Source organism: Vibrio sp. 2033 (assembly GCF_033339735.1).
This window is the reverse complement of record NZ_JAWOVC010000791.1, coordinates 1-525: the sequence shown is the minus strand read 5'-3', so window position 1 is coordinate 525 and position 525 is coordinate 1. Positions and strand designations below refer to the sequence as shown.

Annotated in this window: 1 pseudogene; it reads left to right on the top strand. The window is 53.9% G+C overall.

Going from position 1 to position 525, the window contains the following annotated elements:
- Positions 1 to 509 (top strand): annotated as a pseudogene (locus R7P74_RS29110) (hypothetical protein); the annotation flags it as partial.
- Between the last annotated feature and the right edge of the window lie 16 nt (positions 510 to 525).

Genomic DNA, 525 nt, shown 5'->3' with positions numbered 1-525 from the left:
GACTGGAGTTCAGACGACAGGTAAAATACATCGGTCTGATCGCCCGTCGAATGGGTAATAATGACACGGCATATCTCGAAGAACCCGGAAAACCATTGCCGACGCCGGCAAGGCTAAATGACGTTATCGGCGGCAGGTTCAAATTAATCAGCATTTCGCCGGAAAAGGTTGTTTTCGAGGACATAAATCTAGGTTTTCGCCATTCCGTAGAGCTTTCGCGGCCTGCTCCGGGGACGACCTCTGCGGGTGCGCCCGCACCGGCAAGGCCGGGCTTTCCGCAGCAGCCCGGCGGATTTCAACAACCGGGATTCCCTCAGCCCGGTACGCCGTATTACGCTCCGGGAATACCGCAAACCCCGACAACACAAGGGATTCCGGGCATTCCTGATGGCCTTCCGCGTTATATACCGCCGGGTGCTAATGTCAATTCCAATGTTAATCGTCCGGTGAAACGACCGGTTGATGATGATGATGACAACGACAACTCAGACATCGACAACCGCAAATGAAAAAGGTATGACCCTC